Origin of the sequence: Chitinivorax sp. PXF-14 (genome assembly GCF_040812015.1) — a bacterium.
Taxonomy (GTDB): domain Bacteria; phylum Pseudomonadota; class Gammaproteobacteria; order Burkholderiales; family SCOH01; genus JBFNXJ01.
In genome coordinates, this window is sequence record NZ_JBFNXJ010000006.1 from 30,209 (window position 1) to 57,139 (window position 26,931).

Sequence of the window (26,931 nt, forward strand, 5' to 3'; positions counted from 1 at the left end):
AAAATTGGAAATAATTTGAATCAAATCGCGAGGTGGGTGAACACGTATAAAAATCAAGCGGATACGCTGACAGTTCTCGTCCGACTCAACGCGTTCGAGCGCGAGATGTCTCGCCTGCTTGAAGCCCGCGAGTCCGCCGCCGATGCACATTAAATTTCTCGGGCATGGTCGTGGCGACGCGCGACGAGCGATCAACTATTTGCTTGCGTCACACGACCACCTCGGCCAGCCACGCGCCCGCGCCGGTGTCCGCGTGCTGCGCGGCAACCCGCAGCTAGTCGCCCAAGTGGCGAACAGCTCGAACAACGCCTGGCGCTACAGCTCCGCCGTTGTCGCGTGGGCCCCCACCGACCGGCCGACCGCCGCACAGATAGAAGAAACACTGAATGGCTTCGCCAACGTCGCCTTCGCCGGCCTCGACGAAAGCCGTTTCAGCTGGACCGCCGTTCAGCACATCGACGACGACGGATCGACTCATATCCACATCATCACCGCGCGCGTCGACCTTGAGACCGGGTTGTCATATAACCCGGCCCCGCCGGGCTGGGAATCAGCGTATGACCCGCTCCGCGACAGCCTCAACCACAAGCACAGCTGGGCCCGGCCGGACGATCCGGCGCACGCTCGAACGCTACAACCAGGCGCGCTGGCATCTTTGCCACATCGAGAACTGAAAGTGGTTTTACATCGCCTGGTGACGCAGCAGATCGAGGCCAGCTTGATCGTCGATCGCGCCTCTCTTGTCAACTATCTCAGTCAAATTGGCGAAATCACGCGCGAAGCCGATGACTACATCAGCGTGCGCCCGACCGGCGCTGAGCGGCCCGTGCGATTGAAAGGACTTTTCTATGAACGACACTTCGACCCAAGCCATCTCGCAAAGGCTGATACAGCGAGCGGAGAAAGAGCGCCAGGCGATCGAGGAGTTGACACGGAAGCAGCTGAACGAGCTCGAGAGCGGCTTGACGCAGCTATCGAACGCCGCGCTAGCTACAACCAGGAACGCTACGCAAGCCGCTCACACCGCGCTGACGCAGCATCAACGAGGCTTGTCAGCGATGTTGACGCAACAGCAGAACCTGCTCAATCAACAGATCCAGCAGAACAATCGAAAGCTGATTTGGCTGATGAAAATCCCATTGCTGACAACATTGCTGGCCTGCTTGGCGGCCGTGCTGTTGACCTGGATCTGGCTACCAGCGGAGCTATTTTCAGCGACGACAACGATTCGAAGCACGCCGAGCGGGAAGTACTTGATCATCACCAACCCGGGCTGGACGACCTGTCAATTACAGAGCAACGGACCGGCGCAGCCCTGCCGGCGGATCCAATAACAGAAGAGAGGAAATCGAATGTCAGACACTTTGAAGCCTGGCGCCGTGGCACAACTGATCGTAGCCGAATCCGAGTTGGCCAAAGAATTAGGCCAAAGCGCATGCCTGTCCTGTCAGCATCGCGTGATGTCGCAGTCCATCGAAAACGAGGTGACGCTGTTCTGTCGCGCGCTATTTCGCGACTTGCAAATCTCTATCACGCGCTGCACCGCTTACGCACCCGATTGAGACTTCTAGATGACCGAGCTAGAACAATCCTTGAGCTTCGCGTTGGCGGAGCTGTCGACGCAGTACAACGCGGACATGCAGCAGCTGCTGCAGCAGAATCAGCAGCTGTCGAATCGAGTCTTCAGCTTGGCCGAGCAAATCGACAGCTTGAGCGCCAAGCTCAACGCCTTGAACAAAACGCTGATCGAGCTCGCGGAAGGCTGAAAATGCAACGTGACGATGAGTTGCGCCGGTTCAAAACCGACATCAACCTTGTCGAGTTCGCGCAATCATGCGGTTACCAGGTCGACCGCCGCGAAAGCAGCCGGGCCTCAGTTGTCATGCGAAGTGGTGACGACAAGATTGTGATTGCGACCGACCAGGACGGACACGGCATCTATTTCTCGATTCGCGATGATCGTGACAATGGCAGCATTATCGATTTCGTGCAGCGCCGCGAGCATATCAGTCTCGGCCAGTTGCGCAAGCGTCTGCGCATCTGGTGCCCTTCGTCGTCGACCTATCAGCCACGCCTGGCAGGTGCTACGAGCAAGCCACAGGCATCGACACGCGATCGACAGCGCGTGGCCGTGGCCCTGGCGCAAGCGTCATTGGCCAGCGATGGCCACCCCTACCTCGAACGCGAGCGCCAGATCGCCCGCACCACGTTGCAAGACCCCCGTTTTGCCAGCGTAGTCCGCATCGACGCACGCGGAAACGCAATTTTTCCGCACCGCGATGCAGATGGGTTCAGCGGCTTCGAAATGAAAAATGCAGACTTCACCGGCTTTTCGGCCGGCGGTTCCAAGTCGCTTTGGATGTCCGCAAACATAACGGTAGCCGACAAGATCGTAATCGTCGAGTCCGCGATCGACGCGCTGAGCCTGTCACAGATGAATCCAGATGAGGCCAGCGCCGGCTTCATCAGCGTTGGCGGCGCGATGAACGATGAGCAACGTGAGTTGTTGCGGCGGCTGCTCACCAAGGTGGCGGAGCGCGGGGCACAGATCCTGATCGGCACTGACAACGATGAGCCTGGTCACGCCCTGGCCAAGCAGATCCACGACCTGGCGCCAGAAGGTGCGGCGGTCGGCCGGCTGAAGCCGACGGCAAAAGACTGGAATGACGAGCTGCGCGGCGGGCGGCGGATGGTCAAGCGGCAGCCACGTTAATTTGTTTGTTTATTTGTTTCTCGCCTCGAGGTGGCCGGCCCTGACGCTGGCAAGTGAGTGCCGGAAAACAGATGTTTTCCGGCCTATCAGGCGGTTCTAACTTCGTCGAGCAGATCGGGGTGGCGATCCAGCAGCTTGAACAGCTTGACCAAGGCCAGCGGCGGCTTGGTCTTGCCGTTTTCGTAGCGAGAGAAGGCATTGATGCCGCCGCCAAAGATTTCGGCAGCTTCCCGCTGGTCGAGGTCGAGCTTCTTGCGCACATTCATAATGAAGCCAGGGTCGACGATGGCCGCGTTCACCTGTTTGGAGAAGGCGCTCATTTCTCGCATGACGCGGTTCGATTCCGCCGCGTCCAAGACAGACTCGGCACAGGCCGGGCAGAAATCGCCCGTCACCGCTGCGATGACGGTGGTTTCGCCCTTGTAGGTATAGGGCAGGTCGCGCGTGTCGTGGATCAGCTCCGCCGCACCGCAAACAGGGCATTTCATGGTCATAGCTCCTTGAAGGACACGATCAGCACGTCATCAATGACCGTTAGCTTCAGGTACACATCGCCCGCCTGCGTGCTGGGGCGGTACACGTCCTGCCATACCGTGTGATCGGCATGGGTGGTCATGCTCTTGTAGAAGTCCGCCGGCGTCAGTGCCATCACAACGTCCAGCATGTCGGAGAAGGCAAGCCCCAACTCGTTGGCGCCGACTCGCGCCGCATGCGTGGTGCGCACCTTGCCAGCCTCTACCAAGACTTTGACGACTGACAGCTTGCAATGCGGGGTTCGTTTCTCCATAGACACACCCTAACCTAGTTGGTTTATTTTGGCAAGTTGGTTAGCTTCGGAGATTTCGGCGGTTCCGCCTTATCCATGGGGCCATCGAACGGCGTGCTGAGGACAACTTCCAGAAAGCGGCTGCTCGATCGCACAATACGTGAACGCCTTCGTAGTCGGCGTTCCGAAACTCACAAGTCAGGTCGACCTAATCGCTACCTGTAGCGGCTCGATAACATCGGCCACTATAGTTAATGGTAACAATCGGAACTGTCTGCTGGAATCAGGCTAGCCCAGTTTGCGGGCAAGGTCTTCCGCTCGAGGATGATAGTACCGCTTCAGCATCCGCAAATCTCTGTGCCCTGTTACGGCAGAAAGCTCCAGGACATTTGCTAGCTTTTCTGCAAGTCTTGACGCTGCCTCGTGCCGTAAGTCGTGAAAGTGAAAATCGTCCATGCCGGCACGGTCTACTGCCCGCTCAAAGCCCTTTTTCAATGCGTTAGGGGTGACGGGGAAGACGGTGCCAGAGATGGAGCGAGGTATGGCCCTTAGCGTTTCCACGGCTCGCCGTGACAACGGTACGTCACGCGAATCCCCGTTCTTGGTATCCGGTAGGTGCGCCACCTGGCGATGAAGGTCAACATTCTCCCAGCGGAGTGCCAAAATCTCACCACGGCGCATAGCCGTTTCTATGGCAAAGACCACGATTGGCTTTACCCATGGATTCCGGGTGCCTCCACCATAAGTGCCATCAGGGCGACGAGGTGCTTCATTCAACGCCGCCATCAATCTGGCTTCTTCATCACCGACAAGGCGCCTTTCGCGACCTTTCGGCTTGGGGGGGCGTCGAATTAGTTCTACCGGGTTGTCGATGTGGACGCCCCATTCCTTGCGGGCCTGGCTGATCACAGCGCTAATGATATCGATTTCTCTATTCACCGTTGCCGATGATACGGCTTTAAGGCGCCGGTCGCGCCATTCCGCAAGGAGGACGCCAGAGAGCGCCGACATCTTCGCCTTGGCAATGTCGTCGCGCAATAAAACATCGATCTTGATGGCTTCGATCGGCGCACACTTCTTGGAGGGCGTGATTTCGCGCTGGTACCGCTTCAGTATGGCGGCAAAGGTATTTTTGTCGGCCTCGCGACGATCGAGGAAATCGCCTGTATCCATTTCGCGCTCGACTGAGCGCGCCCACTTTTCTGCGGCCTCCTTGGTCTCGAATGTTCTGCTCTGTGACGGATATCCGTTGCGTCGAATTTTAACTTGCCACTGATAGTCGCCGCGCTTCGTGATTGTGGCCATCCTGTATGCTCTCTGTCCCAATTATGTCCCAATAATTCTACTTTTCCGTATAACTCATTGCAAATATTGGGCATGCTTGAGCGTTCGGGACGTAGAGGCCGGAGGTTCGAATCCTCTCACTCCGACCAGACACAGTTGAGTAATCAACGACAAAAACCGCATGGTTCGCCATGCGGTTTTTGTTTTTTGTACTTGCCGTAGCCGATGGCGCAGTTTACTCCGGAAGTGGGGCGGGTAGCCCGGCCTGCGCCAGTTCAAACAGTTCGCGCTCTTCGAAGCGGACGTGCGCGTTCATCAATTCCGCAAACTGCATTAGCGTCGTTGCATCGGGTGTCTGCAACAGTTGCCCCAGGCGGCGCAGTTCCGCGTGTTCGACGAGCGTACGCGCGACGGCTGCCTGTTCGCCCGAACACGCCAGCGCCGGCAGCACGTCGCGTTCCTCGCTATCGAAGTGCGCCGCCAGCTCGCCGGCCAGCCAGGCGACGATATGTTCGCTCAATGATCGGACCGCGCTCTCATCACCCGACACGGCTGCCAGCCTTGCATCGCGGGCCAGTTTCAGCGCGTGGTGATGTTCGCGGGACAGCGTTTGCAGTGCGGGGTGCCGTTTCATCGTGGTTCACCAGTAGTTTTCGAATGCCATCTGCCCTGGGATGCCGCGCCTGGCGGTGGCAAAGCCGCGGGCGAGCAGCTGGCGGCGCAGCGCGGCCGTCAGCTCCGGGTTGCCGCACACCATCACGCGTGAATCGGCCACCGAGAGCGGGCCCAGGCGCCGCTCCAGCCGGCCATCGTCGAGCAATAGCGGGATGCGTGCGGCGAATAGGCCGACGCCGGGCTCGCGCGTGACGATTGGCACATACTCCAGCCGGGTGCCGGACTGCAGCGCTTGCTGCTGTAGCGAGGCGATGTCATCCCGGTAGGCAAGTTCGGCATGGTGGCGCACGCTGTGGATCACGATCAGGCGCGAGAAGTGTTGGCAGAGGTCGGGTTCCTGCAGGATCGAGATGAAGGGGCCGAGCCCCGTGCCGCTGGCGATCAGCCACAGGTCGCGGCCAGGCGCGAGTTGGTCGAGCGTCATGAAACCGTAGCTCGGTTTCTCGACGAAAATCGTATTGCCTTCGCTGAGTGTGGCCAGCCGCTCGGAAAACGCGCCGCCCGGCACGCGTACCGCCAGGAATTCGAGGTAGTCGGCATGGCTGGCGGAAACGATCGAATAGGGGCGCCAGACGGTGTTGCCCGCCGCGCCGTCGGTGAGGCCGAGCCTGGCGTAATGCCCCGGCGTGAAGCGGAAGCCGGCGTAGCGGGTGGTGCGAAACGACAGCAGGATCGGCGTCCAGTGGCGGATCGATAGCACGCGCTCGCGGGTCCACCTGTCGCCGGTGCCCGGCGGGGCGGGGGAGACTTGACCTGGCTCAGCGATGAGTTTCATGGGGGGGTACCGGTTTGCCTGTCATCCTGCGGCCCCGGAACACGCTGGCCGCCATCGTGACGACGAAAACGAGCAGCATGATCGCGTTGATCAGACCGCCTTCGCGCCTGAGTGCGAACTGCCCGTCGATGAGCCCCGCGGTACGGCATAGCAGCGACAGGTGCAGGCCTGCGAGCGGGAGATAGAAGGCCGGATGGTAGGGCAGCTTCACCCGTGCGACGGCCGGAAAGATGATTGGCGCATGGCCCATCACCATCGAGAACACGAAGCCGAGGCCGACCGCATGCAGTGCGGCGTCGCGCCATGGGTGGCCGGGCTCGAACGCGCCGGCAAGGCCGAGCACGCCGGCCAGCGCCAGCCAGGCATAGCCCCCGAGCAGCGCCAGTGCGATGAAACGGGTCAGGCCACGTTGCCTTGCGTTGCGCCGGGCGATGTCGTGGCGCACCAGCCACACGGCCAGCGCCAGCAGGCCCGCGGCATAGAGCGTCAGCCCAGCCGGCAGCCAGAGGCTCAGGGTGGCGCCCGCCAGAATGACGGCGACGATGACAACGAAGGCATGCTGTGCCGCCGTTGGCGTGGGCAGGAAGCGGGTCAGCTCGAGCCGCTCACCGGCGATGGTCAGGATCAGGAAGGCCAGCCACCACGGGATGGCCGGCAGGATATTGCCCGACACGAGCCAGGCCAGGTCGCCGATCAGCCAGCACAGCGCACCCAGGGCCAGTACGGTGGTGAAGACGGCGCGCAGTTGCTTGACGACGAGCAGGCTGCCGGCGAAGAGCAGGCTGGCCGCCAGGATCAGGCCGAGTTGCGCCACGATGGGCGGCAGGCCGGCCAGCAGGCTTAGGCCCGCGAGGCCGGCAGCGGCAGGGGCCGCGTAGGTCCAGCCACGGCCGAGTGCAACTGCGCGTTCGAGACTGATCACGGTGCCGAAGAAGGCGCCGATCATCAAGGCGCCGTGCTGGCCGGCCTGCGCCGCGGCGATGTCGGGCACGCCCCAGGCCAGCCTGGCCAGCCCCGCAAGCACGCCGCCCAGCAGCGACAGCATGCCGAGCGCCAGCAGGGGGAGGCGGTACGCGGGGCGCAGCTTGGTCATGATCGGTTTTCCGTGTGCTCAGTGAGTGTCGGCCTGTGCTGCCTTGCCGATGCGTACGCGCCAAACGTCGGGGCCGTTTTCCAGATAGTCCCAAGTGAATTGCCCGTTGGCTTCGGCCTGGAATTGATAGAACAGCGGCTTGGGATCGTGATCGTTGATCAACAGCAGCGCCTCGCCAGCCCCGAGCTGGTCGAAGGTACCGAAGATCAGCGGGTGGCGTTCGCGCGGCGGAATCGGGCGAACATCGATGGTGGCGTTGAACGTGGTGGCTTCGCTCATGTTTCAGGCTCCTTGCGGGTGGGACGAAAAGCTGGCGTCAGCTGCGCCAGCCGAAATGCTGCTTGCTGTCCGCGCTCATCATCGCGGGCGTCCAGGGTGGTTCCCACACCAGATGCACGCGGATATCGCGGGTTTCGGGGATGCCGCGCGTCAGCGCCGCTTCGACATCATCCATGATCATTTCGCCCATCGGGCAGGCTGGCGACGTCATCGTCATTTCGATCAGGATGTGCTCGGGGAGCGACTCGATGCGATAGACGAGCCCGAGATCGACGATATTGACGCCGACCTCGGGATCGATGACCTGGGTGAGCAGATCGCGGACGCGTTCCTGTTCCTGCTTGGCATCATCGGCTTGAGTGGTCATGGTGTGTTCTCATCTAAAGATGTATTATTTATGTGGCTTTAATGTATCACCGCGCGAATCTTTAAGCAATATTTTTTATACATCTTATTGGGTGCGACTCATGAAACTCACCACCTTCTCCGACTACACCTTGCGTGTCCTGATGTTCCTCGCCGTGGAGCGCGGGCGCCTGGCGACGATCCCGGAGATCGCGGCGGCTTATGGCATTTCGGAGAATCACCTGATGAAGGTCGTGCACCAGCTGGTGCGCGGCGGCTTGGTCGAGTCGGTGCGTGGCAAGGGCGGGGGTATCCGGCTGGCGTGCGCGCCGGAAACGATACGGCTCGGCGCGGTGGTGCGAGCGAGCGAAGGGGCGGCACCGATCGTCGAATGCCTGTCGGGCGAGCCGGGCGCCTGCTGCATCGCCCCGGTATGCCGGCTGACGGCGGTGCTCGTCAAGGCCTTCGAGGCGCTCTACAGCACGCTGGACGACTATACGCTGGCGGACCTGGTGGCACAGCCGCAAAGCCTGCAGGCCATCCTGATACGCCAGACATGACAAGGCGGCCACAGGGGGCCGCCGGTTGCCATTGGTTAAACGGGCTACAGGCCGCCGAACAGCGGCAGCAAGACCAGTGCCACGAGAATGGCCCAGGCCGCGCCACCCGCCGACAGGGCGCTGTAGGCCAGGTCCATCGACTCGATGTCCTCATCGGTACCGAACATCGACGGCAGGCCGTGATAGAGCACTGCAAACGAAGCGACCAGACCCAACAGGGCGCCCACGAGGTTGAATGCCAGATTCGGCACGAACAGCACCAGGCTGGACAGCCACAAGGGCAGCGCTGCACTCGCGGCAAGCAGGAAGCTATCGTGATACTGCGCCTTCAGCCCCTTGGTGCCGGCGATGCTTTGCAGCACCCAAGCCATCAGCGGCACGGTTGCCAGCTCGGCGACCAGGAACAGCGAAGCCGCGTCTTCCCAGCGCGTCAGGTCAGAGCCCGCGCTGTAGTAACTGCCATTGGCATGGCCCGCATACAGGATCATCAGCGCGGGCAGCAGCGAGAACGGCAGGACGAGCTTGAGCATGACGCTGATGACCGTGGGTGGTTGCCGGTGCAGTTCGTCCCAGCCATCGTGAAAAGAGAACATCATTCTGGGATAAGCAGACAATTTCACAACTCACCTCCTGTTCGTGACTGGGCTGCGCCGCGTGGCGCACGATCCGGGTGGCGCTACAATGCCGCCGCCCCGTATTTGAAATGTATCACGCTATGATATTAAATCAAGAAATGAGTTCAATCCTCCACGCCGATGTGTTCGAGAAACACGATTACGAGTTGCTGTCGGAATTTCGCTACCAGTTGCGGGTCTTCCTGCGCTTCAGTGAGGAGGTGTGTCGCGCGCACGGGCTGACGCCGCTGCAATACCAGCTGTTGCTGCATGTGCAGGGCTATCCGGGGCGCGACTGGGCGACGGTGGGGGAGCTGGCCGAGCGCCTGCAGTCGCAGCACCATGGCGTGGTGGCGCTGGTCAGCCGGTGCGAGGAGCTGGGCCTGGTCGAGCGCCGGACGGGGCAGCGCGACCGGCGGCAGGTGGAGATTCACCTGACCGGGCTCGGGCGCCAGCATGTGGCCGAGCTCGCTGCCCTGCATCGCGATGAGATCCGGCTGTTGCGCGGCAAGCTGATGCCGCCGGATGTCGATGACGCTTGATGTGGCGCATGTAATACACAAGGCCCCGGCAAGATGCCGGGGCCTTGTGTATCTGGGTCTGGCTGACACCAGGCGACCAGTGGGCGGGCCGTGGGGCGACGCCCGCTTACTGCTTGAAGGCTTCGATGCCGATGTTGATCACGACCTGGTCGCTGATCGCCGGCACATAGGCCTTCATGCCGAAATCGCTTCGGTTCAGCGTGGCGGTGGCGTCAGCCGCGCAGACGGGGGTCTTGGTCATCGGGTGGCTGGTGCAGGTGAAGCTGGTGACGTCGAGGCTGAGCGGCTTGGTGACGCCAAGCAGCGTCAGCTCGCCATCGACCTTGACCAGCTTGTCGCCGTTGAAGGTCAGCTTGGTCGACTTGTAGTTCATGGTCGGAAATTTTTCCGCACTGAAGAAGTCGCCGCCGCGCATGTGTTCGTCGCGCTTGGCCCAGCCGGTATCGATCGACTTGGTGTCGATGGCGATGTCGATGCTGCCGGTCTTGGCGTCACGGTCGAGCAGGATCTTGCCATCGCTCTTGTTGAAGCGGCCATGGACGGTGGACAGGCCCATGTGGTTGACCGAGAAGTTGGCGTAGGTGTGGCTTGGGTCCGGCAGGTAGGTTTCCTGGGCGGCAAAGGCGGGGGCGGCGATCAGCGCCGACAGTGCGCCGGCGATCAATGCGTGCTTCATGTGTGCTCCTAGTGGGTAAGCGTGTTGCTGGGGTAAGGGTTATTTGGCCGGCGCCAGGCTCAGGCGAACCTTGACCTGCACGTCGTCTGCCACGGTATCGGTATCGGCCCAGTCGCCCTCGCCAACCTTGAAGGCCAGACGTTTCAGGGGGAAGGCGCCTTCTGCGGTCATCGCGCCACCGGCTTCCGGCTTGATGGTGAACGGCACGACGATGTCCTTGCTGACATTCTTGATGGTCAGCTTGCCGCTGACCTCGAAGCGGTTGTTGCCGAGCGGCTTGAAGCTCGCGGCGGTGAAACGTGCCTGTGGGAACAGCGGGACATTGAAGAAGCCCTTGCCGCGCGCCTCGGTTTCGCCTTCCGGGTTGCCGAGATCGATCGACCCGATGTCGACGATGATGTCTGCCTTGCTCGCCTGCGGCTTGGCCGGATCGAAATCGACGGTGCCGCTGAGCTTGCGGAAGCGGCCCTCGATGGGCGCATTCATCTGGCGGAAGGCAAAGCGCACCTCGCTCTTTGCCGGCACCAGCTGCTGGGCGGCCTGCGCGTAGCTGGCGCCGAGCACGGTCGCGCTGGCGAGGGCAATCAGGGTAAGACGTTTGAACATGGGGTGACCTTTCGTGAGGGTTGTCAGGTGCGGCGCTTGAGGCCGGGCACCATGCGCGTCAGGATGTCGTCGCGGTCGATGTAGTGATGCTTGAGCGCGGCGCCCACATGGGCGAGCAGCAGCACGACCAGGCCGTTGTTGAGCATTTCATGTGTTTCCTTGAAGAAATGCGCCAGCGACTCGTCCTTGGCAATGAAATCGGGCAGGGGCAGCACGCCGAAATAGACGACGGGGATGCCCTTGGCGGAGCTCATGAGCCAGCCCGTGAGCGGGATCAGGAACATCAGCAGGTACAGCAGGTGATGGGTTGCGGCGGCTGCGATGCGCTGCCATGTCGGCAGCGAGGCCGGTTCGGCCGGTGCGCCCATGCCGACACGGCAGGCCACGCGCAGGAAAGCCAGGATCAGCACCGTGATGCCGGCCCACTTGTGGTACGAGATCACCTTGAACTTGGTCGGCGACAGGTGCATGTCGCCCATGACCTGACCGACGATCCAGGCCGCGATGATGATGAGGGCCATCAACCAGTGCAGGCCGATCTGGATGCCGCCGTAACTGTCTCGTGTCTTGCTCATGCCATCCTCGTCATGGGTTGGGAAATGCGGTTTTCAATTGGGCCAGCATCTCGCGGAAGCCGGCCAGCTCGGTGTCGTCAAACTGCTCGAAGCCTTGGCGCAAGTGGGCGAGATGAGCCGGAAACACCTGCTCGAACATGTGTTCGCCCAACTGCGTCAGCTTCACGAAAATGCTGCGCCGGTCTTGCTGCGAGGTCTCTCGCACCACCAGCCCCTTGTCTTCCAGCCGGTCGATCACGCCGGTCAGCGTGCCCTTGGTGATCAGCGTGCGCTCGCCCAGCTCACCGCAACTCATGCCCGGTGTATTGCCGAGCGTGACGATGATGTCGAACTGGGCCGGCGTCAGGCCAAGCTCGCGGACATGGCGGCCGGAGCGCAGTTCGAAGGCTTGGTAACAACGCACGAGCTCACGTAAAACAGGCAAAAATCTCTCTCGGCTCATTGGGGGCTCGATTGGCTGAAGTGATGATAGTTGCGATTAGAACAATTCAGCAAACGAGAAGTTCCGACTAATTTGTTCAAAAATTCCGAATGCTTGTTATGACGGAAAGGCAATGTTAATCCGGCTCTTGGCAGGCATTGCGCAGCGAGGCAAGCAATTCAGCGGATGAAAGTCATGGTTGGCTCAAAAATATTGAATGGCAGCCAACGATGGCTGTCCCCCATGGTTATAGCCCAGGCTGATTTCAGATGAAACGGAAACGGCCGCACCAGGCGGCTGTTCCGGAAGCGTTGGCCGATGGGGCCTGGCGGCCGTGCCCTTGCTGTCCGCACTTTGCCACTGCTGCGCGATCAAGGCCCGTGCGCGTGGATTCATGGCGGCGAGCTGGCTGAGGGCAAGGGGCATGCAGGTGAGCAGGTGAGCAGGCCGGCGCGTTGCGCGCGTCCGTTGGCGATGGGCGGGGTCGATGGGGCCGAGCCCGCTGAGATGTGGCGGCTGGAATGGGCTGACGGCCCGTCAGGCCGGCACGGGGAGTGCCAATACGGATGAATCAGGCTGCCGCCACGACGCGGTTGCGGCCTTCGTTCTTGGCGCGGTAGAGCGCCTGGTCGGCGCGGATCAGCAGCGCGTCGAGCGTGCCGTCGCTCGCCTTCAGCGTCGTCACGCCGATGCTGACGGTGAAGCGCAACGGATCGCCCTCCTGCAGCGGGATGCGCAGCGCTTCGATCGCTTCGCGTAGCCGTTCCGCGACCTGTGCTGCGTTCGCTGCACCGGTTTCTGGCAGCAGCAGCCCGAACTCCTCGCCGCCGAGGCGCCCGATGACGTCGATCTGCCGCATCGTGCGCAGGCAGCTGCCGGCCAGCGCCTGCAGCGCCATGTCGCCGACCGGGTGGCCCAGGCTGTCGTTGATGCGCTTGAAATGGTCGATATCGAGCATCAGCAGCGACAAGGGGTGGTCGAAGCGGCGTGAGCGCTGGACTTCTAGCGCCGCCTTGGCCATGAAGCCGCGGCGGTTGGCAAGCCCGGTCAGGCTGTCGGTCAGCGCCTGTTGCAGCAGCGACGCCTCGAGCTGCTTGCGCTCGGTGATGTCGTTGATGGCGATGAGGATGCTGTCCAGCCCGTTGTAATGGGTGATGTTGACCGAGACCAGTGCCCAGAAGCGGGTGCCATCCATGCGCAGCAGCTCGGTCTCCTGGTCGCGCAGGCTGCCCTGCTCGGCGAGCAGCTGGCGCACGCGGTCGCGCTCGCCTTCCTCTGCGAAGTATTCGAGCACCGGCAGGCCTTCGAGCCCATCTTGCGTGGTGCGGAACAGCTCGCGCGCGCGCAGGTTCAGGTAGAGCAGCGACCAATCGTCCGGGGCGACGATGATCAGCGGGAAGGGGGCCGTGCGCGTGATCAGCCGTAGCTGCTCCTCGCTCTCGCGCAGCTCCCGCTGGCTTCTGATCAGCCGCGCGGCCGTCAACTGGTCGCGCCAGAAGATGTAGGCAATCGCCAGCGCCAGCATCAGCAGCAGGGTGTTGAAGCAGGCGTAGATCCAGGCCAGCCGGTACCAGGTGGCGAGCTCATCGTCGAGCGACAGGCCGACGATGGCGATGAACGGATACTCCTTCACCACGCGGTAGGCCGTAATGCGCTCCACGCCGTCAACCGGCGACGTGGTGATGTAGCTGCCTTCCCGGCTATGCTCCACCTGTTCGCGCAGGGCGGTGTCGCTCTGCAGCGCGTGGCCGATCAGGTCTGGCCGGGAGGGGCGGCGCGCGAGCCAGCGCAGGTCGTTGTCGCGGATGGAGACGAACCCGTGCCGGCCGACCGAGATCGGCTGGATGGCCTGGTCGAAATAGCTGCTGTTCAGGCTGATGATCACGGCGCCCATGAACTGCCCGTTGTTGATCAGGCGACGTAGCGCGACCACGCCGTAGTCGCCGTGGCCCAGCGGCAGCACGCCCGAAACCACCGTCGACGAGGCTTCGAGCTGGCTCAGCTTCTGCATGTCCGCGGTGCCGGCAAGCGAGGCCGGTGTGGTGGGCAAATGCCGGGCGGCCGCGAGGACGTGGCCATCCTTGCCGATGACGAGGATGTTGCGCCCCTGCGGCAGCGTCTTCAGCTTTTCTCTCAGCGTGGCTTCAAGCTTGGCCGAGCCTTGCAGATCGTCGACGTTCAGTTCGTCGGCGATATCGATCAGCACGAGATCGACCTCATGGATGACGATCGCCAGCTGCCGTTCGAGCAGCGCGGCGAGGTTTTCCACTGCGGTACGGGAGCGCGACAGCGTCTCGCGATAGGAACGCTCCAGCATGAACAGGGTGGAGCCGCCGATCATCACGACAAATATCACGAGCAGTGCGATCACCATCCAGCGTGGCTGATGGGCGTGGGGGATGGGCTCGGTATTCGCTGATTGAGATGTGGGCATCGTCAGGAGATAGGTGAGACCCTATCTACTATAGCCGACTAGGCCTCATGCATGCCCGAAAAACAGGTAGGCCACGCCTACCGCGGCGGCGAAGCCGACCAGGTCGGCAAACAGGCCGCAGGCAGCGGCATAGCGGGTATTGCGGATGCCGACCGAGCCGAAATATACGGCCAGCACGTAGAAGGTCGTCTCGCTCGATCCCTGGATGATCGACACCAGCCGGCCGACGAAGGAGTCGGCACCATGCGTCTTCAGCGTATCGAGCATCATGGCTCGCGCCCCGCTGCCGGAGAGCGTCTTCATGATGCCCGTGGGCAGCGCATCGACCCAGCGCGCGTCGAAGCCGGTGCCCGCCACGGCGGCGCGCAATGCCGATATCGCCAGCTCTAGCGCACCGCTGGCGCGCAGCAGCGCAATGGCGAGCAGCATGGCGATCAGGTAGGGAATGATGCGTACCGCCGTGTCGAAACCGCCCTTCGCGCCTTCGACGAATGCCTCGTAGACGTTCACCCCCTTGAGCCAGGCGCCACCGACGAAAACGACGATCAGCGACATCAGCAGCAGATGGCTGACCAGGGCCGAGCGCGCCTGCATTTCCAGCGCCGTCATCTGCATGAACCAGGCCGCTGTGCCGCCGATGAGCAGCGACAGGCCCACGAGCCAGGCCAGCACCACCGGGTCGAACAAGGGCAGGCGCTGGATCAGGCCGGTGACCAGCACGCCGGCCACGGTGCCGGCGAACGAGGCAAGCAGGATCGGAATGAACACATCGGCGGGGTTGGCCGCCCCCATCTGCGCACGGTAGGCGAACACCGTCACCGGGAACACCGTCACCGCCGCCGTATTGATCACGAGGAACAGGATCTGCGCATTGGTGGCCGTCTCCTTTGCCGGATTCAGCTCCTGCAGTTCCTGCATGGCCTTGAGGCCGAGCGGTGTGGCGGCATTGTCGAGGCCCAGCATATTGGCGGCGATGTTCATCGTCATGCTGCCCAGCGCCGGGTGCCCGGCCGGCACCTCGGGGAACAGGCGGCGGAACAGCGGCGCCAGGAGCCGCGCCAGCTGCTGGATGTAGCCTGCCTTTTCGCCGATGTTGAGGATGCCGAGCCACAGCGTCATCACCCCGGTCAGCCCGAGCGCGATTTCGAAACCGGACTTGGCGGAATCGAACATGGCGCGCGTCAGTGCGCCGAAGATTTCCTGCTGGCCGAACAGCGTGGCCTGGATCAGCGCCGCGACAAAGGCGATGAGAATGAAGCCCGCCCAGATGGCGTTGAGCATGATGTGGTTCTTTCTGTCGGCGCGTCGGGGATGTTGGGTTGGCGTCTCGGTCGCGGCGGTGCGGAGAGGCGGGCCTTGGGGAGCGCGAGGCAGATGATAATCGATTCCTTTCCGCGCGCGCGATTGCCGGGCCCGCGCAGGCGCCCCGGTAGCCCTCGCCTGCGGGCCAGTCAAGCCACGCCGCATCACCTTGTCTGCGTGGGACGGTGTGCCGGCGCGGCGCAAGGCGGTCGCCCCGGCGGCAATGTTCAGTTTTGGTTCAGTGGCCCGCGCCTATGCTCTGCACAACGATAACGAATCCCTTCACCGAGGAGACCCAGATGAACAAATCGATCGCCATTGTTGCCAGCCTGTTGAGCCTGTCCGTGGGCAATGCTTTTGCCGCCGATGCGTCGGCGTTTTCCGACTATGCCCGCGTGAAAAGCGTCACGCCCGAATACGAGCGCGTCAACACGCCGCGCGACGAATGCCATAGCGAATACATCTCGTCCGGCTCGCGCCGCGACAGCGATCGCGGTGATCGCAGCTACGGCGGCGCCGTGATCGGCGGCCTGGCCGGCGGCGTGATCGGCAACCAGGTCGGCAAGGGCCATGGCCGCGAGGCCGCCACGGCTGCCGGCGCGGTGATCGGCGCTCTGGTCGGCGACCGCGTGGACAACGGCGACAACCGCTACCAGCGCGACGATGAGCCGCGCGAGGTGCGCCGCTGCCGCCAGGTCGACGACTGGAGCTCGCGCCTGACCGGCTACCGCGTCGTGTACGAATACGGCGGCCACCGCTATACCACGGTGATGCCGAACGACCCCGGCCGCCAGCTGCGCGTGCGCGTGTCGGTCGAGCCGGAATGAGTGCCGGCGCACGTATGCGCGGCTGCCGCAGCGTGCCGCGCGCCTGCTAGAATGCGGGGCTATACCCGTTTGCACGAATAGAGGACTTCTCCCATGCGCTTGACCGGTCTGTGCCTCGCGCTCATTGCCAGCCTGCTCGTCGCCGAGCCGGCGTTTGCCGCCCGCATCAGCCGCGACGAGGCGGTGGTGCGCGCCCAGAAAGCCACGGGCGGCGGGCGCGTGCTGGCGATCGACAAGATCGAACGCAACGGCCAGGAGGTGTACCGCGTTAAGGTGCTGACGGCCAAGGGCGAGATTCGTGTGGTGCTGGTCGATGGTGATACGGGAGCAGTCGAATGAAGTTGTTGATCGTCGAAGACGAACCGCTGCTGCGCGAGTTCCTGACCCGCCAACTGGTCAAGGAAGGCTTCACTGTCGAGGCCGCCGCCGATGGCGCCGACGGCCTGTACCTGGCGGGCGAATATCCGTTCGACGCGGCGGTGATCGACCTCGGCCTGCCTAAGCTGTCCGGCATCGACCTGATCAAGCGCGTGCGCGCCGACGGCAAGACCTTGCCGATCCTGATCCTGACCGCGCGCAACCGCTGGCAGGAAAAGGTCGAAGGCCTCGAAGCCGGGGCCGACGATTACCTGACCAAGCCCTTCGAGTTTCCCGAGCTGCTGGCCCGCGTGCGTGCGCTGCTGCGGCGTTCGGCCGGCACGGTGCAGAGCTCGCGTCTCGAGTTCGGCAGCATCGCGCTCGACTGGGCGGTGCAGAAGGTGTGGCGCGGCGAGGCCGAGCTCGACCTGACCACGTTCGAATACCGCATGCTCGAATTCCTGGTGAAACACCGCGACAAGGTGGTGGCCAAGGATGAACTGGCCGATTACCTCTACCCGCATGACGAGGAGCGCGACAGCAACGTGATCGAGGTGATCATCGGCCGCCTGCGCAAGAAGCTCGATCCGGACGGCACGCTGCAGCCGATCGAGACGCTGCGCGGCCGGGGCTACCGCTTCGCGCTGACCTGACGATGACGGCGCCACGTTGGCTGGGCTCGATCCGCTTCCGCATTTCGGCCGCCGCCACGATCGTCCTGCTGGTATTCATGGTGCTGACGGCGCTGACGCTGGAAAAGGCGTTCCGCGAGAGTGCCATCGAGGCGCGCCACGAGCGCCTGATCGGCCAGCTCTACCTGCTGCTCGGTGCCGCCGAGCTCGATCCCAAGGGGCACATCGAGATGCCGCCCCAGCTCAACGAGCCGCGTTTCAGTTCGCCCGGCTCGGGGCTCTACGCCAATATTGCCGACCTCAATGCCGATACCGAGTGGCAATCCAACTCGACCGTCGGCCTCGATATTCCGTTCGAGCGCGCGCTCGTGCCGGGTGAGCAGATCTTCACCGAGCGCCGCGACAAGGCCGGCAAGCCATTCTTCGTGCTCGGCTACGGCGTCAAGTGGAAGGTCGGCAAGCGCCACGTGGTGCTGACGTTCAGCGTGGCCGAGGACGAGACCGAGTACAAGGCGCTGCTGCGGCGCTATCGCGGCGCGCTGTGGGGCTGGCTCGGCGGCATGGCCGCGCTGCTGCTGCTGACCCAGTTCGTGGTGCTGCGCTGGGGCCTGACGCCGTTGCGGCGCGTCACGCGCGAGCTGCGCGAAGTCGAGACCGGCGAGCGCGAACGGCTCGGTGGCGATTATCCCGATGAGCTGCGCGGCCTCACCACCAACCTGAACGAATTGCTCAATCGCGAGCGGGCCCAGCAGGAGCGCTACCGCGCCGCCATGGGCGACCTCGCGCACAGCCTCAAGACACCGCTGGCGGTGCTGCGCAACGCGGTGAGCGACAACGACAGCAACCTGAGCCACACCGTCGAGGAACAGCTCGGCCGCATGGACCAGATCGTGCAATACCAGCTGCAGCGCGCCTCCACCGCCGGCGCCAGCAGCCTGCAGCCGCCCTTGCTGCTGAAGCCCGAGATCGAGAAGATCATCACCTCGCTGACCAAGGTGTACGCCAGCAAGGCCGTCAAGCTGACACTGCAGATGAAGCCCGACGCCCAGGGCCGCATCGACAAGGGCGATCTGTACGAGCTGCTCGGCAACCTGCTCGATAATGCCTGCAAGTTCTGCCGGCGCCAGGTGCAGGTGTCCGTCGATGCCACGCCGCGCAGCCTGGTGCTGCGGGTGGAGGATGACGGCCCCGGCGTGGCCGACCCGAAGGCCATCCTCGCGCGCGGCGGGCGTGCCGACGAGCGTGCGCCGGGTCACGGGCTCGGGCTGTCGCTGGTCAGCGATATCGTCAACGCCTATGGCGGCCGGCTCGAAGTCGGGCGCAGCGAGATGCTCGACGGCGGCCAGTTCGTGGTGTACCTGACGGCCACCGCGGGCGCATGAAAAACGGCCACCGCGGTGGCCGTCCGCCGTGCCGTGACGGCGCAAGCTGCGCGCCGCCCCGCCCGGATTGGCGCACTTACAGGCTGCGCAACTGGTCGATGTGCTGCTTGTACCACGAGGTCGAATCCCAGAACAGCGTCCAGCCGACGATGTCCAGGTGGTCCCAGCCGTCCATCAGGCCCTTGTAGTTCCACTTGCCGACTTGCGGCACGCCGCCGCCCGAGATGTCGTTGACCACGCTGCCGGTTGCGCAGAAGCCGGCGCCACAAGCCTTGATCGTCGGTGCCTTCATGGCGCGGGTGTTGACCACGCCGTCGCTCTTCCACCAGCTCGAATCGATGACCGGGTAACCCGCCTCGTTGCGCGTGTAGTTGCCCATGAAGCCCGGGTCGTGGAACGCCGAGATCAGCACGTTGGCGGTCGGCAGCGCATATTCCCAGCCTGTCAGCGCGCCGGTGAAGCTCGACCTGGTGGCATAGCTGAAGTAGTACACGTTCGGCTGGTCCGCCACCCAGGCGTTGAGGTCGGCCGCGCCCTTGGGGCTCAGGTCATACGGGCTCAGGTCCTTGACGTTCTTGTTGTTCCACAGCGGCGAGGCCATCACGCGCGACACGTAGCTGCCGAAGGTTTCCCCCGCTGCCTTGGGCGCGATGTCCCACTGGTCCATCTTGAAGTCGTAGACATTGTCCGTGGTCGCGTCGCTGGCGCCGGCGAGGCCGCCGATGCCCACCACCAGGCCCTGCACGAAGGGCACGTAATCGGTGATGATGTTGGCCAGCGTGGTGCCGTCGTTGGGCGACGAGATCGTGGTCACGCTCTTCACCCAGCGGCTGCTGACCGGTGTGCTGCCGAACAGGCCCGCGTTGTTGGGCGCACCGTTGGCTGCCAGCATCTGCACCAGGGCGCGCGTGGTCTGGCCACCCATGCTGTGCGATACCAGGTGCACCGGGTGGGCCGCGTCCCATTGCGGGTAAAGCCCCGGGAAGCAGCGCCCGTAGCGGCTGTGGCCGTGCGCCTGGGCGTGGGCCGAGCCGTAGTCCACGCAGCCGCCCTTGATCTGGTAATAGAGCTCGGTGGCGCGGTCCCAGTTAGAGCTGAACGGGCCGACCACGGCGGTATACACCTTCTGGTCGGCATATTGCGCTTTCACGGTCTCTTGCAGATCGGTCAGGCCGCCCCAGTATTTGTAGCCGAGCGCCTCGTTGCGGCCGAAGCCGGCAAAGCCGTGCACCAGCACCACCGGGTAGTTGATGGCCGCGAATGCCGGGCTGGCGACCGCCGCCATGCCCGAGGCCAGCACGAGCGCCAGCGTCAGGCGCGAAAACGTCTGTTTCATCTCCATCTCTCCATCTACAGGTTTGAATCACGAATGATGTGTCGTGATCAAAGCCCATCGGCGGGCGGGGCATTGGCTCCGTTCACGGCGACGGCCGCATCATGCCGGGGGCCTGTGCGGCAAATCCCCCGGTGGTGACGCTTGCGACTGTGCGTGAATCGGGCATCTGGCCGCGATGGCTGCTTGGCTCATCGCGGCACGGCCCTCTGTGTTCTGACATGTCCAGCCGGCTGGCCGTATCACGACGTCCAGCCCCTCAACGCCGGTATTCCGGCAACTGCCATGTTGTGATGCGCGCCGGGTTAGCACGCAGTAACCGCTTTCGTTCGTAAGCGAAAGGGTTTGCCGTGTTTTTAGATTGATTGCTCTATTTTGTGCGATATTGTTTTCAATATCAAATACATATGTTTGCGGTTTTGCGGAAACGAAACACCCCTTGTCCTGCCTGGACAAAACGGCTTTCGGGTATGCGGGGGGAGGGGGCCGGCACGCCTTGTGATCAGGCGTGCCGGCTGGCTGCCGGGGTCAGTTGCTGAGAATGACGGGCAGCGTGATGGAGAACGTCTGGTTGTTGCCGGTGCTGCTCTTGACCTCGATCTGCGCCGTGACGCTCTCGGTCGTGCCGATCGCGGCGGTGCACTGCGCCGGGCTCAGCTCGCTGCTCCTGGCTAGCGTGAACGGAAAGATCGTGGCGCCCAGCGCGCGCGTGGCGGGCTTGGGCGCGCCATTGCCGACGTTCAGCGTGGTGACGCCCTGCAGCTGCATGGTCTGCACATCGCCGGTCTTGGAGAAGGTCACCGTGCTGTCGGCCGGCAGGATATTGCTGTTGACGTCGCGTGCGTACAGCGCCACCGTCGTCGGCAGCCCGCTGCAGCTGACCGGAACCGGCGTGGCGGCGAGATCGGGATAGCCCGCGCCGCTCTGGGCAAAGCTCAGCGTCGGCACATGGCCCGAGAACACCACGGTGGTCTGCCCGAACACATGCATCAGCTTCGATGTCGAACACAGCCCCGAGCTCTGCAGGCACAGGCTGCCCTTGTACTGGCCATCCGGCCCGTCGTAGACGCCATTGCCGTTGAAGTCGATCGGGACATCGACCCCCGCCGTGTAGACGCGGTCTTCATTGTTGTCGAGAAATGCCTCGCCGACACTCGTGCTGTTGCCGTTTACGTCCTTCATCTCGCTGGCGCTGTCGAGCACGATATTGCCGTTCTTGTCGTAAAAGCTCTGCTCGCCGATTGCGTAGGCCGTGATCTGCACGCGGCCATTGCTGGCGCGCGGCTGCTGCGAGAACAGGCTGACGTTGCAGCCGCTGTCGACGGTCAGGCAGGTGCCGGTGCTGCCGTTGCCGATGCGGCCGCCGTTGCTGATGAAATTGACCGAGGTGCCATCGGGCACCGGGTTGTTGAAATGGTCGGCCAGCCGCACCGTGAGCTTGTACTCGACACCGTCTACGTCCCACGCATCCTGATTGAAGGCCTCGACCGACAGCGAGAAGCTGTCCTGGTCGGCAATGCCGGTCGATACCGAGAGCCCGCTCGACTGCGTCGACAGCCCGCCGCTGCTGGCGATCACGCGCACCGGCGTCGGCAGGCTGCCGGACAGCACCGTTGCCACCGCCTCGCCCTGCGCATTGCTGATGCCCTGCGCCGTGGCATTGCCGTTGTCGAAACGCAGGCCGCCGGCGGTGGTGCTGAGGCTGAAGTTCACCGCCTGCCCGGCCACCGCATTGCCCTGCGCATCGACGAGCTTGAACGTGACGCGCGCCGATTCGCTGCGCTGCGCCGAGCCATAGCCCTTGAGCGCGATCACGCCGTCGGCCGGCGCCACCGCGCCGTATTGCAGCGATACCCCGCCCGGCGCGGCCACTGCCAGACCTGCCTGCTGGGCCTGTGCCACGCCATCTATCGTCGCCGTGATGGTGTCGGTGGCGGCGCAACCCTTGTCGGTATAAGTGGCGCTGGCCACGCCGTTGGCGACCGGCGCGCTGGCATCGAGGCTGGCCTTGCCCGAGTCGGCGCACACTGAGTGGAAGTTAACGGCGACGGGGGAGGTGACCGGCTGGCCGTTGGCGCTCACCGCGATGCTGACGCCAGTTGTGCCATAGGCCGACAGCGCCGCCGTGCCGAGCTGCAGGGCGCCAAGCTGGATGCTCGTCGCGCCGATCTGGTAAGCCAGGCTCTGCGTCACGGTGCTGCTGCCCACGCTGGCCGACACGGTGATGCGCGCGGCGCCCTGGGCCTTGATGTCCACCGGGCTGACGCCGATCCTGGCCGTGCCCGAGGCATCGGTCAGCACCGTGCCGCTGGCCGGCGAAAATTTCACCAGCGCCGCATCGGCCGAGAAGGTGACGATCTCGTTCGCCACTGGCCGGCCGTTGGCATCGGTCAGCACCGCCGACACGGTAGCCGGCTGATCAACCGAAAAGGTCGTGCTGCTCAGGCTGGCGACCACCTTGGGCGTACCGCTGCTGCCGCTGCCGCCACCACCATCGGGAAACGGGCTCGGGCCCGAGCCGCCGCCACCGCAGGCGGTGAGCAGCAGGCACAAGGCCAGCGTGGCGAACGGGCGCTGGGCGGGAAACTCGGAGCTGTGCGCTGGGGGTCGGGTCATCTTGTTCTTGGTCTGGGTTGAGGTGTTCGAATTCTAGACCGAAGCGCGCATGTTTGGCTGTCGGCGTGGTTACAGCCGGTGGGTTGGCACGGTGATCGCACCAATTAGAACAATGACATAGAGCAATGGCACTAAATTTGCTTCATGCAGGGCCGGCATTGCGTTTTCTACATAAATCGAAAATCAGGGAGAAATGATGAAACAGCGAAATAGGGTTGCGCTACTCGCGTTGGTGATGGGGCTGTTACCAGTGGCAGCAAATGCCGTCGACCTCAGGAGTCAGTATCGGCTTGAGGTTGTAAGGAATATGGCTGGTCAAGTAATTTCTAGTAACAGTAGCAGTTATGCCGATCTAGTGTCGATTAACAATAAGGGGCATATCGCTGGGAATCTTGTAAATAACGGCACTTACGCGGGAGCTTTTTGGGCCAGCGAAAATAGCGATGGCAAATGGAATGTAGTTAATCTCCCATTTTTGGATGCACGAGGCGGGAACTATAACCGCGTTAATGCACTGAATGACAATGACCAAATGGTTGGCTACTCGACAGAATGGGCCTCTTCCTCAAATAGCAAGCAGCATGCGGCGGAATGGTCGTTGCTAAGCGATGGCCACTTTTTGACTACGTCCTTGCATCAAGGTAACTTCCAAAATACAAGTACCGCGAGCGATATTAATAATCTCGGGCAAGCTATTGGTTCTTCCTTTCCCCCTGGTGTACTGAGTCCTACTATGTTGACCGCCGGCTTTAATCCGACGCCGACAAATCCAGTTCCAACCGAGGGATGGGCAATCGCAAATAATGACATGTATGCAGGGTTGACAAAGATCGGCGGTTCTTCGAGGGGGTTTATCGTCGACCACAATGGCATTCATACAGATATCGGTATTTTCGGCAAAGCTGCAACAGCTATCAATGACAATGGCTTGGCGACGTTCTTTGACTCGATTGATTACAACAACAACCATGTTGCCTATGATTTACGATCGGCAGCGGTGTTGAAAGCTGGTGTGGAAGGAGCGATAACGCATGCAATGGGAAGCAATGCCTCTAGCAGCATTGTTGGCCAGTCTTTTGTGAACAATCGTGGGCATGCATTTCTCACGCAGAATGAGGAAACATGGGACTTGGACCAAATTTTCTCTACTGGTGCAGGTCAACCGGGATGGTCCCATTTGGAAGCTGCGACGGATATCAACGATCGCGGCGTGATCATTGGGACTGGCACGTATTTGGATACGAATCATCGCACAATTGATAAAGCCATTTTTGTCCTTACCCCCGTCCCCGAACCCCAAACCTACGCCATGCTGCTGGCCGGCCTGGCCGTTGTCGGCTGGCGCGCACGCAGTCGCCGTCGCGGTTGATTCGCAAGCAAGCCAAAAAACAGCCGGGCATGCCCGGCTGTTTTGATTACGGCACCATCCCCGCTCAGGCGGGCTTGCGGAACACGATCCTGCCGCCTTCGGCGTCGACCACGATCATGTCCTTGGCGGCAAAGCGGCCGCTCAGGATTTCCTTCGCCAGCGGGTTTTCGATCTCGCTCTGGATCGCTCGCTTCAAGGGCCGCGCGCCGTACACCGGGTCGAAGCCGGCCTCGCTGATCTGGTCGAGCGCGGCGTCGGTGACGTCGAGCCCCATTTCCATCGCGTTGAGGCGCTTGATCAGGCTGGCCAGCTGTATCCTGGCGATGGCCTTGATATTGGCGTTGTCGAGCGCGTGGAACACCACGACCTCGTCGATGCGGTTGATGAACTCGGGGCGGAAATAGCCCTTCACCTCGGCCAGCACGGCGAGCTTGACGACCTGGTAGTCGTCGCCGGCCATGGCCTGGATGTGTTGCGAGCCGAGGTTCGAGGTCATCACGATCACCGTGTTCTTGAAGTCCACGGTGCGGCCCTGGCCGTCGGTCAGGCGGCCGTCGTCGAGCACCTGCAGCAGCACGTTGAACACGTCCGGGTGCGCCTTCTCGACCTCGTCGAGCAGGATCACGCTGTACGGCTTGCGGCGTACCGCTTCGGTCAGGTAGCCGCCTTCCTCGTAGCCGACATAGCCCGGCGGCGCGCCGATCAGGCGGGCAACGCTGTGCTTCTCCATGAACTCGCTCATGTCGATGCGGATCAGGTGCTCTTCCGAGTCGAACAGGAAGTTGGCCAGCGTCTTGCACAGCTCGGTCTTGCCCACGCCGGTCGGGCCGAGGAACAGGAAGGAGCCGTAGGGCTTGTTCGGGTCGCCCAGGCCCGAGCGCGAGCGGCGGATGGCGTCGGAAACCAGCGTCACGGCCTCGTTCTGGCCGACCACGCGCTGGTGCAGCACGTCTTCCATCTTGAGCAGCTTCTCGCGTTCGCCCTGCATCATCTTGCTCACCGGGATGCCGGTGGCGCGGCTCACCACCTCGGCGATCTCTTCCGCGCCGACATGGGTGCGCAGCAGCCTGGGCTTGCCCTGGGCCTCGCCCTCGCTGGCCTCGGCCTGCTTGAGCTGGGCTTCGAGCTTGGGCAGCTCGCCGTACTGGATCTCGCTCATCTTCTGCCAGTCGCCGCGGCGGCGGGCCTCGTCCATCGCGCCCTTGAGCTTGTCGATCTGCTCGCGGATGGCCTGGCTGCCGAGCACCTGCGACTTCTCGGCCTTCCAGATTTCCTCGAGGTCGGCGTATTCCTTCTCGAGCTTGCCGATTTCTTCCTCGATCAGCCCCATGCGCTTGATCGAGCCTTCGTCCTTTTCCTTCCTGATCGCTTCGCGCTCGATCTTGAGCTGGATCAGCCGGCGGTCGAGCTTGTCCATCACCTCGGGCTTGGAGTCGATCTCCATCTTGATGCGCGCGGCGGCTTCGTCGATCAGGTCGATCGCCTTGTCGGGCAGGAAGCGGTCGGTGATGTAGCGATGGCTCAGCTCGGCCGCGGCGACGATGGCCGGGTCGGTGATCTCGACGCCGTGGTGAATCTCATACTTTTCCTGCAGGCCGCGCAGGATGGCGATGGTGTCTTCGACCGAGGGCTCGTCGACGAGCACCTTCTGGAAGCGGCGTTCGAGCGCGGCATCCTTCTCGATGTACTTGCGATATTCGTCGAGCGTGGTGGCGCCGACGCAGTGCAGCTCGCCGCGTGCCAGCGCGGGCTTCAGCATGTTGCCGGCGTCCATCGCGCCCTCGGCCTTGCCGGCGCCGACCATGGTGTGGATCTCGTCGATGAAGACGATGGTGTTGCCTTCATCCTTGGCGAGGTCGGTCAGCACGGCCTTCAGGCGTTCCTCGAATTCGCCGCGATACTTGGCGCCGGCCAGCAGGGCGGCGAGGTCGAGCACCAGCACGCGCTTGTGCTTGAGCGACTCCGGCACTTCGCCGTTGACGATGCGCTGCGCCAGGCCTTCGACGATGGCGGTCTTGCCGACGCCCGGCTCGCCGATCAGCACCGGGTTGTTCTTGGTGCGGCGCTGCAGCACCTGGATCGCGCGGCGGATTTCATCGTCGCGGCCGATCACCGGGTCGAGCTTGCCCTGGCGCGCGCGCTCGGTCAGGTCGAGGCAGTATTTCTTCAGCGCCTCGCGCTGGCCTTCGGCGTCCTGGCTGCCCACGTTGGCACCGCCACGCACGGCGTCGATGGCGGCTTCCAGCGATTGCCTGGTGGCGCCGTTCTCTTTCAGCAGCTTGCTGGTGTCGCCCTTGTCTTCGAGCAGGGCGAGCAGCAGCAACTCGCTGGCGATGAACTGGTCGCCGCGCTTCATCGCGAGCTTGTCGGTGAGGTTGAGCAGGTTGCCGAGTTCGCGCGAGACGCTGATCTCGCCGCCAGTGCCCTCGACCTGCGGCAGGCGCTTGATCGCGGCCTCCAGCGCGGTCTTCAGCGGCGGCACGTTGACGCCGGCGCGTTGCAGCAGCGAGGGTATGCCGCCCTCGCTGTCGTTGATCATCGCCAGCAGCAGGTGCGGTGCCTCGATATAGCTGTTGTCGTTGGCCAGCGCGAGGCTCTGTGCATCGGCCAGCGCTTGCTGGAACTTGGTGGTGAGCTTGTCAAATCGCATGCGTCGTTCTCCATTGGGCAGGCGCCAGGCAGATCGGACGGATCGAGGCACCCAAATCGTTCATGCAAAACTAGATGGGGGAGTCCATTGCCTTTTCAAGCCATT

Annotated in this window: 27 protein-coding genes; 9 read left to right on the forward strand and 18 right to left on the reverse strand. The window is 63.0% G+C overall.

Annotated elements, in window-relative coordinates; all coding sequences use genetic code 11:
• Positions 1–15: 15 nt before the first annotated feature.
• Positions 16–153, forward strand: a complete 138-nt coding sequence (locus ABWL39_RS09120) for a hypothetical protein (protein WP_367789412.1) — start codon at positions 16–18, stop codon at positions 151–153.
• A complete protein-coding gene (locus tag ABWL39_RS09125; protein ID WP_367789415.1) occupies positions 143–2,713 on the forward strand; it encodes a toprim domain-containing protein in 2,571 nt (856 codons plus the stop codon). Before ABWL39_RS09120 ends, ABWL39_RS09125 begins: the two co-directional genes overlap by 11 nt.
• 86 nt (positions 2,714–2,799) lie before the next feature.
• On the opposite strand, the gene ABWL39_RS09130 is transcribed toward ABWL39_RS09125, so the two are convergent.
• From ABWL39_RS09130 to ABWL39_RS09165, 8 genes are all read right to left on the reverse strand, one after another.
• Positions 2,800–3,201: a type II toxin-antitoxin system MqsA family antitoxin gene (locus ABWL39_RS09130; RefSeq protein WP_367789418.1), complete on the reverse strand. Its 402-nt coding sequence runs from the start codon at positions 3,199–3,201 to the stop codon at positions 2,800–2,802.
• Positions 3,202–3,203: 2 nt separating this feature from the next.
• Positions 3,204–3,500 (reverse strand): type II toxin-antitoxin system MqsR family toxin, encoded by a 297-nt coding sequence (locus ABWL39_RS09135; RefSeq protein ID WP_367789421.1) that lies wholly within the window; start codon positions 3,498–3,500, stop codon positions 3,204–3,206.
• Between the two features lie 267 nt (positions 3,501–3,767).
• Positions 3,768–4,784, reverse strand: coding sequence for a site-specific integrase (locus ABWL39_RS09140; RefSeq protein WP_367789424.1), 1,017 nt, complete (start codon positions 4,782–4,784; stop codon positions 3,768–3,770).
• A gap of 214 nt (positions 4,785–4,998) precedes the next feature.
• The gene (locus tag ABWL39_RS09145) at positions 4,999–5,397 is read right to left on the reverse strand and encodes a hemerythrin domain-containing protein (protein WP_367789427.1); all 399 of its coding nucleotides are present in this window, start codon (positions 5,395–5,397) and stop codon (positions 4,999–5,001) included.
• 6 nt (positions 5,398–5,403) lie between these two features.
• The gene (locus tag ABWL39_RS09150) at positions 5,404–6,213 is read right to left on the reverse strand and encodes a ferredoxin--NADP reductase (protein ID WP_367789431.1); all 810 of its coding nucleotides are present in this window, start codon (positions 6,211–6,213) and stop codon (positions 5,404–5,406) included.
• Positions 6,197–7,306 (reverse strand): hypothetical protein, encoded by a 1,110-nt coding sequence (locus ABWL39_RS09155; protein ID WP_367789434.1) that lies wholly within the window; start codon positions 7,304–7,306, stop codon positions 6,197–6,199. The genes ABWL39_RS09150 and ABWL39_RS09155 overlap by 17 nt, the downstream gene beginning before the upstream one ends.
• A gap of 18 nt (positions 7,307–7,324) precedes the next feature.
• The gene (locus ABWL39_RS09160; RefSeq protein ID WP_367789437.1) at positions 7,325–7,585 is read right to left on the reverse strand and encodes a DUF2249 domain-containing protein; all 261 of its coding nucleotides are present in this window, start codon (positions 7,583–7,585) and stop codon (positions 7,325–7,327) included.
• A 37-nt stretch (positions 7,586–7,622) separates the two neighbouring features.
• Positions 7,623–7,952, reverse strand: coding sequence for a metal-sulfur cluster assembly factor (locus ABWL39_RS09165; RefSeq protein WP_367789440.1), 330 nt, complete (start codon positions 7,950–7,952; stop codon positions 7,623–7,625).
• A gap of 100 nt (positions 7,953–8,052) precedes the next feature.
• Between ABWL39_RS09165 and ABWL39_RS09170 the strand changes: the two genes are divergently transcribed.
• Positions 8,053–8,490 carry an Rrf2 family transcriptional regulator gene (locus ABWL39_RS09170; protein WP_367789443.1) on the forward strand — a complete coding sequence of 146 codons (438 nt, stop codon included), beginning with the start codon at positions 8,053–8,055 and terminating at the stop codon, positions 8,488–8,490.
• A 44-nt stretch (positions 8,491–8,534) separates the two neighbouring features.
• On the opposite strand, the gene ABWL39_RS09175 is transcribed toward ABWL39_RS09170, so the two are convergent.
• Positions 8,535–9,110, reverse strand: a complete 576-nt coding sequence (locus ABWL39_RS09175; RefSeq protein WP_367789446.1) for a YIP1 family protein — start codon at positions 9,108–9,110, stop codon at positions 8,535–8,537.
• A gap of 113 nt (positions 9,111–9,223) precedes the next feature.
• Here ABWL39_RS09175 and ABWL39_RS09180 point away from each other — a divergent pair, with 113 nt between their 5' ends.
• Entirely contained in the window at positions 9,224–9,646 is a 423-nt protein-coding gene (locus ABWL39_RS09180) for a MarR family winged helix-turn-helix transcriptional regulator (protein ID WP_367789449.1), read from the forward strand.
• A 106-nt stretch (positions 9,647–9,752) separates the two neighbouring features.
• Here the strand turns inward: ABWL39_RS09180 and ABWL39_RS09185 are convergent, their stop codons facing one another.
• The 6 genes from ABWL39_RS09185 to ABWL39_RS09210 form a co-directional block, all read right to left on the reverse strand.
• Positions 9,753–10,322 carry a YceI family protein gene (locus tag ABWL39_RS09185; RefSeq protein ID WP_367789452.1) on the reverse strand — a complete coding sequence of 190 codons (570 nt, stop codon included), beginning with the start codon at positions 10,320–10,322 and terminating at the stop codon, positions 9,753–9,755.
• A gap of 39 nt (positions 10,323–10,361) precedes the next feature.
• Positions 10,362–10,928: a YceI family protein gene (locus ABWL39_RS09190; RefSeq protein ID WP_367789455.1), complete on the reverse strand. Its 567-nt coding sequence runs from the start codon at positions 10,926–10,928 to the stop codon at positions 10,362–10,364.
• Between the two features lie 23 nt (positions 10,929–10,951).
• Positions 10,952–11,503 carry a cytochrome b gene (locus tag ABWL39_RS09195; RefSeq protein WP_367789458.1) on the reverse strand — a complete coding sequence of 184 codons (552 nt, stop codon included), beginning with the start codon at positions 11,501–11,503 and terminating at the stop codon, positions 10,952–10,954.
• Positions 11,504–11,513: 10 nt separating this feature from the next.
• Entirely contained in the window at positions 11,514–11,945 is a 432-nt protein-coding gene (locus ABWL39_RS09200) for a MarR family winged helix-turn-helix transcriptional regulator (RefSeq protein WP_367789461.1), read from the reverse strand.
• 550 nt (positions 11,946–12,495) lie between these two features.
• A complete protein-coding gene (locus ABWL39_RS09205) occupies positions 12,496–14,298 on the reverse strand; it encodes a diguanylate cyclase (RefSeq protein ID WP_367789464.1) in 1,803 nt (600 codons plus the stop codon).
• Between the two features lie 105 nt (positions 14,299–14,403).
• On the reverse strand, positions 14,404–15,639 hold the full coding sequence (locus ABWL39_RS09210; RefSeq protein WP_367789467.1) for a nucleoside recognition domain-containing protein: 1,236 nt from the start codon (positions 15,637–15,639) through the stop codon (positions 14,404–14,406).
• Positions 15,640–15,959: 320 nt separating this feature from the next.
• Between ABWL39_RS09210 and ABWL39_RS09215 the strand changes: the two genes are divergently transcribed.
• The 4 genes from ABWL39_RS09215 to ABWL39_RS09230 all read left to right on the forward strand — a co-directional run bounded on the left by ABWL39_RS09215 (position 15,960) and on the right by ABWL39_RS09230 (position 18,858).
• Positions 15,960–16,487: a glycine zipper 2TM domain-containing protein gene (locus tag ABWL39_RS09215; protein ID WP_367789470.1), complete on the forward strand. Its 528-nt coding sequence runs from the start codon at positions 15,960–15,962 to the stop codon at positions 16,485–16,487.
• Between the two features lie 93 nt (positions 16,488–16,580).
• The gene (locus tag ABWL39_RS09220) at positions 16,581–16,826 is read left to right on the forward strand and encodes a PepSY domain-containing protein (RefSeq protein ID WP_367789473.1); all 246 of its coding nucleotides are present in this window, start codon (positions 16,581–16,583) and stop codon (positions 16,824–16,826) included.
• Positions 16,823–17,497, forward strand: a complete 675-nt coding sequence (locus ABWL39_RS09225; RefSeq protein WP_367789476.1) for a response regulator transcription factor — start codon at positions 16,823–16,825, stop codon at positions 17,495–17,497. Before ABWL39_RS09220 ends, ABWL39_RS09225 begins: the two co-directional genes overlap by 4 nt.
• Before the next feature lie 2 nt (positions 17,498–17,499).
• A complete protein-coding gene (locus tag ABWL39_RS09230) occupies positions 17,500–18,858 on the forward strand; it encodes an ATP-binding protein (protein WP_367789479.1) in 1,359 nt (452 codons plus the stop codon).
• 76 nt (positions 18,859–18,934) lie between these two features.
• Here the strand turns inward: ABWL39_RS09230 and ABWL39_RS09235 are convergent, their stop codons facing one another.
• On the reverse strand, positions 18,935–20,194 hold the full coding sequence (locus ABWL39_RS09235) for an esterase/lipase family protein (RefSeq protein WP_367789482.1): 1,260 nt from the start codon (positions 20,192–20,194) through the stop codon (positions 18,935–18,937).
• 525 nt (positions 20,195–20,719) lie between these two features.
• Entirely contained in the window at positions 20,720–22,807 is a 2,088-nt protein-coding gene (locus ABWL39_RS09240; protein ID WP_367789485.1) for an Ig-like domain-containing protein, read from the reverse strand.
• A 193-nt stretch (positions 22,808–23,000) separates the two neighbouring features.
• On the opposite strand from ABWL39_RS09240, the gene ABWL39_RS09245 reads away from it, so the two are divergent.
• On the forward strand, positions 23,001–24,176 hold the full coding sequence (locus tag ABWL39_RS09245; protein WP_367789489.1) for a PEP-CTERM sorting domain-containing protein: 1,176 nt from the start codon (positions 23,001–23,003) through the stop codon (positions 24,174–24,176).
• 64 nt (positions 24,177–24,240) lie between these two features.
• Here ABWL39_RS09245 and clpB read toward each other — a convergent pair whose 3' ends face one another.
• Complete coding sequence (gene clpB, locus ABWL39_RS09250) at positions 24,241–26,826, reverse strand: ATP-dependent chaperone ClpB (protein WP_367789492.1); 2,586 nt, start codon at positions 26,824–26,826, stop codon at positions 24,241–24,243.
• Between the last annotated feature and the right edge of the window lie 105 nt (positions 26,827–26,931).

Excerpts from the sequence above, each read along its gene's own strand:
- ABWL39_RS09125 (WP_367789415.1), top strand. The coding sequence starts at position 143 with ATGCACATTAAATTTCTCGGGCATGGTCGTGGCGACGCGCGACGAGCG.
- ABWL39_RS09130 (WP_367789418.1), bottom strand. The coding sequence starts at position 3,201 with ATGAAATGCCCTGTTTGCGGTGCGGCGGAGCTGATCCACGACACGCGC.
- ABWL39_RS09135 (WP_367789421.1), bottom strand. The coding sequence starts at position 3,500 with ATGGAGAAACGAACCCCGCATTGCAAGCTGTCAGTCGTCAAAGTCTTG.
- ABWL39_RS09140 (WP_367789424.1), bottom strand. The coding sequence starts at position 4,784 with ATGGCCACAATCACGAAGCGCGGCGACTATCAGTGGCAAGTTAAAATT.
- ABWL39_RS09145 (WP_367789427.1), bottom strand. The coding sequence starts at position 5,397 with ATGAAACGGCACCCCGCACTGCAAACGCTGTCCCGCGAACATCACCAC.
- ABWL39_RS09150 (WP_367789431.1), bottom strand. The coding sequence starts at position 6,213 with ATGAAACTCATCGCTGAGCCAGGTCAAGTCTCCCCCGCCCCGCCGGGC.
- ABWL39_RS09155 (WP_367789434.1), bottom strand. The coding sequence starts at position 7,306 with ATGACCAAGCTGCGCCCCGCGTACCGCCTCCCCCTGCTGGCGCTCGGC.
- ABWL39_RS09160 (WP_367789437.1), bottom strand. The coding sequence starts at position 7,585 with ATGAGCGAAGCCACCACGTTCAACGCCACCATCGATGTTCGCCCGATT.
- ABWL39_RS09165 (WP_367789440.1), bottom strand. The coding sequence starts at position 7,952 with ATGACCACTCAAGCCGATGATGCCAAGCAGGAACAGGAACGCGTCCGC.
- ABWL39_RS09170 (WP_367789443.1), top strand. The coding sequence starts at position 8,053 with ATGAAACTCACCACCTTCTCCGACTACACCTTGCGTGTCCTGATGTTC.
- ABWL39_RS09180 (WP_367789449.1), top strand. The coding sequence starts at position 9,224 with ATGAGTTCAATCCTCCACGCCGATGTGTTCGAGAAACACGATTACGAG.
- ABWL39_RS09185 (WP_367789452.1), bottom strand. The coding sequence starts at position 10,322 with ATGAAGCACGCATTGATCGCCGGCGCACTGTCGGCGCTGATCGCCGCC.
- ABWL39_RS09190 (WP_367789455.1), bottom strand. The coding sequence starts at position 10,928 with ATGTTCAAACGTCTTACCCTGATTGCCCTCGCCAGCGCGACCGTGCTC.
- ABWL39_RS09195 (WP_367789458.1), bottom strand. The coding sequence starts at position 11,503 with ATGAGCAAGACACGAGACAGTTACGGCGGCATCCAGATCGGCCTGCAC.
- ABWL39_RS09200 (WP_367789461.1), bottom strand. The coding sequence starts at position 11,945 with ATGAGCCGAGAGAGATTTTTGCCTGTTTTACGTGAGCTCGTGCGTTGT.
- ABWL39_RS09205 (WP_367789464.1), bottom strand. The coding sequence starts at position 14,298 with ATGGTGATCGCACTGCTCGTGATATTTGTCGTGATGATCGGCGGCTCC.
- ABWL39_RS09210 (WP_367789467.1), bottom strand. The coding sequence starts at position 15,639 with ATGCTCAACGCCATCTGGGCGGGCTTCATTCTCATCGCCTTTGTCGCG.
- ABWL39_RS09215 (WP_367789470.1), top strand. The coding sequence starts at position 15,960 with ATGAACAAATCGATCGCCATTGTTGCCAGCCTGTTGAGCCTGTCCGTG.
- ABWL39_RS09220 (WP_367789473.1), top strand. The coding sequence starts at position 16,581 with ATGCGCTTGACCGGTCTGTGCCTCGCGCTCATTGCCAGCCTGCTCGTC.
- ABWL39_RS09225 (WP_367789476.1), top strand. The coding sequence starts at position 16,823 with ATGAAGTTGTTGATCGTCGAAGACGAACCGCTGCTGCGCGAGTTCCTG.
- ABWL39_RS09230 (WP_367789479.1), top strand. The coding sequence starts at position 17,500 with ATGACGGCGCCACGTTGGCTGGGCTCGATCCGCTTCCGCATTTCGGCC.
- ABWL39_RS09235 (WP_367789482.1), bottom strand. The coding sequence starts at position 20,194 with ATGAAACAGACGTTTTCGCGCCTGACGCTGGCGCTCGTGCTGGCCTCG.
- ABWL39_RS09240 (WP_367789485.1), bottom strand. The coding sequence starts at position 22,807 with ATGACCCGACCCCCAGCGCACAGCTCCGAGTTTCCCGCCCAGCGCCCG.
- ABWL39_RS09245 (WP_367789489.1), top strand. The coding sequence starts at position 23,001 with ATGATGAAACAGCGAAATAGGGTTGCGCTACTCGCGTTGGTGATGGGG.
- clpB (WP_367789492.1), bottom strand. The coding sequence starts at position 26,826 with ATGCGATTTGACAAGCTCACCACCAAGTTCCAGCAAGCGCTGGCCGAT.